General features: G+C 75.4%; 5 protein-coding genes. 1 reads left to right on the forward strand and 4 read right to left on the reverse strand.

Annotation, left to right across the window (positions count from 1 at the left end; translation table 11 throughout):
• Positions 1-128 precede the first annotated feature (128 nt).
• From BG452_RS27845 to BG452_RS47810, 4 genes are all read right to left on the reverse strand, one after another.
• Entirely contained in the window at positions 129-2,237 is a 2,109-nt protein-coding gene (locus BG452_RS27845) for an FUSC family protein (protein WP_188307111.1), read from the reverse strand.
• 9 nt (positions 2,238-2,246) lie between these two features.
• A complete protein-coding gene (locus tag BG452_RS27850) occupies positions 2,247-3,386 on the reverse strand; it encodes an HTTM domain-containing protein (RefSeq protein ID WP_188307112.1) in 1,140 nt (379 codons plus the stop codon).
• A gap of 161 nt (positions 3,387-3,547) precedes the next feature.
• A complete protein-coding gene (locus BG452_RS27855; RefSeq protein WP_188307113.1) occupies positions 3,548-4,207 on the reverse strand; it encodes a DUF5819 family protein in 660 nt (219 codons plus the stop codon).
• A 90-nt stretch (positions 4,208-4,297) separates the two neighbouring features.
• Entirely contained in the window at positions 4,298-5,515 is a 1,218-nt protein-coding gene (locus BG452_RS47810; protein ID WP_188307114.1) for a rhodanese-like domain-containing protein, read from the reverse strand.
• Positions 5,516-5,765: 250 nt separating this feature from the next.
• Between BG452_RS47810 and BG452_RS27865 the strand changes: the two genes are divergently transcribed.
• The coding region (locus tag BG452_RS27865; protein ID WP_188307115.1) for a PAS domain S-box protein at positions 5,766-6,138 on the forward strand (373 nt) is incomplete at its 3' end.

The following is a 6,138-nucleotide window of genomic DNA, read 5'->3' on the forward strand; positions in this document are numbered from 1 at the left end:
GGTGATTTTCAGACTGCCAACGGTCCCAACCCCCCACCCACAGAGTCGGCAGTCCGAAAATCACCCAGCCCCCGGAGCGGCCACCCCCGGAGCCGCCCCCGGCACCCACCCACCCTCCCGAGAGCCCCCTACCCCGAAGAACTCCCCCGAAGGGCCCGCTCCAGATCCCGCAGAGCCCCCTCCACCAACCGCGTCCCCGCCCGCACCACCTCCCCCTGCACCCCCGCCGACCCCCCCGCCAGCCTCTCCTCCAACCGCGCCTGCGCCTCCCGCACCGCCCCGAACTCCACCGGCCGCCCCGTCAGCAGCGCCCCCGCCGCCAAGGCCGTCGCCAGCTGCAGCTCCTCCGCGTACTCCGCCGCCCCCGGCACCGGTTCGGCGTCGGCGGCCGGCAGGTGCGCCTCCAGCAGGACGGCCGCCCGCCCGAGGTGCCCGACCGCCGCCCGGGCCCGGTCGATCTGGCGCCGGGTCACCCCGGTCAGCCCGGACTCGTGGCGCCCCGGTTCGGCGTCGGCCCGTTGCATGGCCTGGAGGAGTTCGGACCGCGCCTCCCGCGAGTCCAGCAGGGCGGACCGCACCGCACGCCCCCGCGGCGTCGCCGGCTGCTCGTAGCAGGCGATCACCGCCGCCGCGTACCGCCCGGCCGCCGCCAGCCACTCGGCGAGCCGTTCCCCGAGCCGGGCGGTCTGCCAGGTGGGGAACAGCGCGTACGTCAGCAGCGCCAGCGACCCGCCGAGCAGCGTGAGCCCGACCCGCTCGAAGGCCGTCTGCAACGGATCCCCGGCCTGCAGCCCGAGCAGGAACACCACGTACGAGGAGATCCCGACGGTGGTCAGCGCGTACCCGGTCCGGAACGCCAGGTACGCCCCGCCGATGCACAGCACCGCGAGCACCGCCAGCACCCATTCGCCCGGGTGGGCGAGCTGCACCACCAGGGTGGAGACGGCGACCCCGACGACCGTCCCGGCGAGGCGGGCCACCCCCCGGCTGTAGGTCTGGGCGAAGTCCGGCCGCATCACCATGGCGGCGGTCATCGGCGCCCAGTACCCGTGGTGGAACCCGGCCAGCCGGGCCAGCAGGTAGGCGGCGGTGACCACCCCGGCGAGCCGGACGGCGTGCTGGAAGATCGCCGAGCGCGGCCGCAGCTGCCGCCGGACGGCCCGCAGCGCGACCGGCAGCATCCGCGAGATGGACGGCTTGTGCAGCGCCCCGCCCGCGCCGACCACGGGCGTGGTGATGGTGTCCTCGTCGTTGCGGTCCAGGGTGTCCGCGGCCTTGCGCAGCAGCCCGCCGAGGCGTCGGGCGGAGCGCCGGGCCGCGCCCCGCAGCGGCGTCCCCTCGTCCGGCCGGACCAGCGTCAGCGTGGGAGCCGAACGGGGGAGCCGGACGGGGTCGCCGCTGCGGACGGCGCGGGCGAGGGCGTCCATCACCTCGGCGGCGGCGGCCAGCACCTCGCGGGCCCGGTCGCGTTCCGGCCCCTCCTCGGGGGCGCCGACCTTGGGGTCGGCGAGCGCGGCGAGGGTGGGGCGGATGCGTTCGGCGATGCCGCGCAGGCCGCGCAGTTCGGGTGGCCGGTGGCGGTCCTGCCAGGGGGTCACGGCGGAGGCGTGCCGGGCGGTCATGAACGGTTCCGGGTCCACGTGCGCGGTCGGGTCCTGCCGCAACCTGCGGGCGTAGTCGGCGAGTTCGGCGTAGGTGTCGGCGAGGGCGTCCCGCTGGGCGCTCCAACTGCCGATCGGCCAGAGGGTGATGACGGCGGCCTGGACGACGCCGCCGAGCGCGGCGACCAGTCCGTGGCCGAGCGCGGCGGTGGCGCTGACCGGGAGCTGGACCACGATCAGCATCACCGAGAGGGTGTTGGCGGTGACCACTCCGGCGGTCGGCCCGATCGCCCAGGCGAGCCCCGCGCCGAAGGCCCAGACCGCGAGCAGCACCGGGAACAGCCCGTACACCCCGGCGGCCAGGTAGCCGAGGAAGGTGCTGATCCCGAGGCCGAACCCGGCCGCGACGGCCAGGCTGGCGCGGGGCCGGAAGCTGCGCTGGAAGGTGGCCGAGCCGGCGATGAACGCGCCCATCGCGGCCGAGGTGGCGAGGGCGACCCCGCCGAGGGCGAGCGTGGGGAAGAGCACCAGCGCCACGGCGACGGCCCCGCGCAGGGCCCGCTTGGGGTCGGTGAGCGCCCGGTCGAGGGTGAGCCCGGTCCGCGCGGTGTCACGAAGGGCGGCGAACCAGGACATACCGACATCCTAGGCGGCGGGCGACCCCGCCGGCCGCCGCCGGAGCCGCCCGAGCCGGGCCGCCGCCCACAGCAGGGCACCGGTCGGCAGGAACACCGCGTCCGCCGCGACCATCGCCAGCGAGAACACCGGCAGCCCGAGCACCACCGCGATCCCCAGGTGTTCGACCATCAGCACCACCAGCAGCACGTTCTTGACCCGCCGGTTGAGCAGCGTGAACGGGAAGGCGACCTGCAGGATCACCGTGCCGTACGAGATCAGGAAGACCGGCAGCAGCGCCGAGCCGAGCAGCCCGGACAGCCCCGGCCAGGGGGTGAAGTAGTCCAGGTGCAGCGGGTAGTACAGCGCCGTGCCGTCCTGCCAGCGCGAGCCCTGCACCTTGTACCAGCCGGCCGTGGCGTAGACCAGCACCACCTCGGTGACGATCACCAGCATCGCGCAGTTGTGCACCATGTTCGCCAGCGCGTCGAGCACCGCCCGGGGCTCGCCCTCCGGCCGCAGCCGGCCGAGCGTCCACCAGAGCCCGGCCACCGCCCAGAGCCCCCAGAACAGCGGTGCCCAGCCGAGGTACGGGAAGGCCGGACTGCTCCAGGTCAGGCTGTCCCCGGAGAAGTCCCCGGCCTGACAGACCGCCAGCACCGCGCCGAGCAGTGCCCAGAGCACCACCCCGCCCCACCCGGTCCGGGCCCTGTCCGCGGGCACCTCCCGGCCGGAGGCCGGGCGAGCGTCCAGCGACCAGACCTCGGCGCAGCGGGTGAAGACCAGGTAGACGGCCATCAGGTGGACGATGTTGTCCCCGCCGTCGCCGAGGAAGACGTCGCGGTTCTGCAGCGAGAGCACGGTGACCAGGAACAGCACGCTGCTCGCCCTGGTCCGCCAGCCCAGCAGCACCGCCAGGGCGGCCAGTACGGCCAGGTGGTAGACCAGCTCGAACCAGAGCCGCCCGCCGAACCAGGGCAGCACGGTGAACGCCCCGTCGTCGGCCAGCAGCCGCCGGGCGAGGTCCATCGACCAGGGCGAGTGGTCGCCGTACAGCACCCGCCGGTTGGGCCACTCGCGCAGCAGGTAGGCGAGCCAGACCAGCCCGAAGCCGATCCGCACCACCGCGGCCTGGTGCCGTCCGAGCGCCCGCCCGGTGAACGCTTCCACCGCCCGCCCGAACGCCGCCGCCGGCCCGCGCGCCGGCGCCACCGGACCACCCGCAACATCCGGAACATCCGCAACATCCGGACCACCCGGTACGGGCCCGCCCTGCCGCGGGATCCCGTCCACCGGCCGCGCCTCGGCCGGCTCCAGCTCCGAAGCCTCGTTCACCCCAACCCCCGGTAGTCCTCGTCCCCGACCGGCCACCACGGCAGCTCCCGCACCCTGGGCGCGGGCGGCGCGGCCTCACCGCTCCAGGACGGCGGCGGGACGGTGGCCGAGGTCACCCGGAACTGAATCTCCAGCACCCGCTCGCCGTCCGCCTCCCGGCCGATCCGCTGCAGCGCGATCCGCTTGAGGTACTGCTCGGCGAGCTTGCCGCGCGGGTTGGTGAGCTTCTCGTCCTGCGGGTCGTGCGAGCCGTCGTAGAAGTCCCAGGCGCGGCGCAGCAGGTTCTGGTCGACGTGGCTGGGCGCCGGGTTGTCCCGTATCGCGGCGAGGTCCCGGGCGGTGAGTCCGGTCCAGTCGTGGGTCCGGGTGGCGCCGCCGTCGGCGACGGTACGCACCCGGGCGTCCAGGCTGACGTTCTGCTGCAGCGGGTTGGGGGCGAACAGCTTCCAGTTCTGCTCGAACTCCGGGTACACCAGCCCGTCGACCTCGTCCCGGTACTGCCGGGACAGCGTGTTGCCCGGCGCGACGTGCAGGAACACCGCGGCGAGGAACAGTCCGGTGCCGCTCACCAGCACGGCGGCGGCCAGGCCGAGGACGAGCTGCGCGGGCCCGGACCAGACACGTCCGGGGGCGGCCCGGTCCGTGGTCCCCGTCATGGCCTCCCCGCCCGATCGGCGCGCGGCCGGCCGGTACCGGCGCATCGCGCGCCCATCCTGCCCTACCCGTCACCGAGCGGGCACCGCGCCCTACAGGACGACGGCGGTCTGACCGCCGCTGCTGACCATCGGACGGCCGGCGCCCTCCCAGGCGTACATCCCGCCGTCCACGTTCACCGCGTCCCGGCCCTGCTGCACCAGGTACTGGACGACCTGCGCGGAGCGGCCGCCGACCCGGCAGAGCACGTACAGCTTCCCGTCCGGCAGCTCGTCGATCCGGGCGATCACCTCGCCCATCGGGATGTGCAGCGCGCCGTCCACGTGGCCGGCGTCCCACTCGTCCTGCTCGCGCACGTCCAGCAGGGCGGCGTCGGCGGGCACGGCGGCGGCGTCGGTGGTGGGGATCTGCGCGAACATCGTGTGGCTCTCCTGAACTCGGTTCTGGTCGGTGCCGTCGGTGCCATTGTCGCCCACGGCCGCCGGGCCCCGGGCCGGGTCGGGCGCCCCGAGCAGCCGCTCCAGCTCGGTCTGCTGGGCGGCGGCCTTGGCGAGCAGTTCCTCGGCGAGCTGCTCCAGCAGCCGGTCCGGGTCCTGCGGGGCGAGGGCGAGCAGCTGGCCCATCGGGGTCTGCTCCAGCCGGACCTGCTCGGTGGCGGTCTCGGTGATCTTGGCGGTCAGCCAGTCCAGTCGGCGGCGCAGCCAGCCCAGCCGGTCGGGGGAGTCGAGGGCGGGCGCGGCCTCCGGCGCGGTGGACCACTCGGCGGCCAGGTCCGCCAGCGCGGCGGCGTCCCCGTACGCGTAGGCCTCGTTGACCCGGACCAGGAAGTCGGCCCGGCGCTGCTGCTCGTCCCCGTCGGTGGTCAGGTCCGGGTGGGCGCGGCGGACCAGCTCGCGGTAGATCCGCTGGGCCTCCTTCCCGGGCCGCACCCGGGACGGCGCGGCGGGCGGCGGGGCCACCTGGTCCGCGCCCTCGCCGGATTCCTCCCGCACCGACCGCACCGAGTCGAACAGCGCGTCCAGGTCGGGCAGCTCGTCGACCTGCCGCCGCGCCTCGGCGGCCCGCCGCCGGTCCTCGGGGTCGCCGGTCCGGGCCGCGACGGCCTCGGCGACCAGCGCGTCGAGTTCGTCCAGCCGGGCGTAGAGCGGGCCGAGCAGCTGGTGGTGGATCAGCGCGAAGTTGTCGATCTCGACCCGCAGCGTCTGCACGTCCACGTCCATGCTGAGCCAGGCCAGCTCGGCGGCGGCGACCCGCTCCTCCAGCTCCTGCTGCTCCGGGTCCGTCCAGCGAACGGGGCTCTGCGCGGTCACGATCTCGCCTCTGTCTCGTCCGGCCGGCTGGGTCCTGCGGGGCCGCCCGCGCGGGCGGCCCGGCCTGCCACCCTACCGCCGCGTTGCCAGCCCCCGTCCGGGTGAAGCAGGCGTACGAACCGGCGCGCGGTGCGTGACACGCAACCGATCCTGATGAATCTCCCCGTTTCGGTGTCGGGCCCGGGCCGGTCCGTGCTTCGCTGGTATCCGCACAGCGTGCCTTCCTCCGGAGAAACGGCCGCCTCCAGGCGTGGCGGCCAGGCGGGAGCAGACCGAATCCATGGTGGCCGAGTCCAACTCCACACCGCTTCCGGCGGGCGCCGGAACCGCCCCGGGCGACCAGCCCACCGGCGTGGCCGCGCTGGTCCGGCTCGCCCTCGTCCTGGTCGACCGGACCGGCCGGATCACCCAGTGGAGCCGGGCCGCCGAGGAACTGTTCGGGCACCGCGCCGAGGCCGTCACCGACCGCCCGGCCGCGGGCCTGCTGCCCGCCCTGGAGTCCCGGGTGCTCGGCCGCTGCGCCGTGCGCCGGCGCTGCGACGCCCTGGACACCCTGGCCGGGCTGACCGCCGCCGGCCGCCCCTGGGCCGGCCGGCTGACCGTGACCGACCGCGAGGCCGCCG

Source organism: Streptomyces sp. CBMA123 (assembly GCF_014596465.1).
Lineage (GTDB): Bacteria > Actinomycetota > Actinomycetes > Streptomycetales > Streptomycetaceae > Kitasatospora.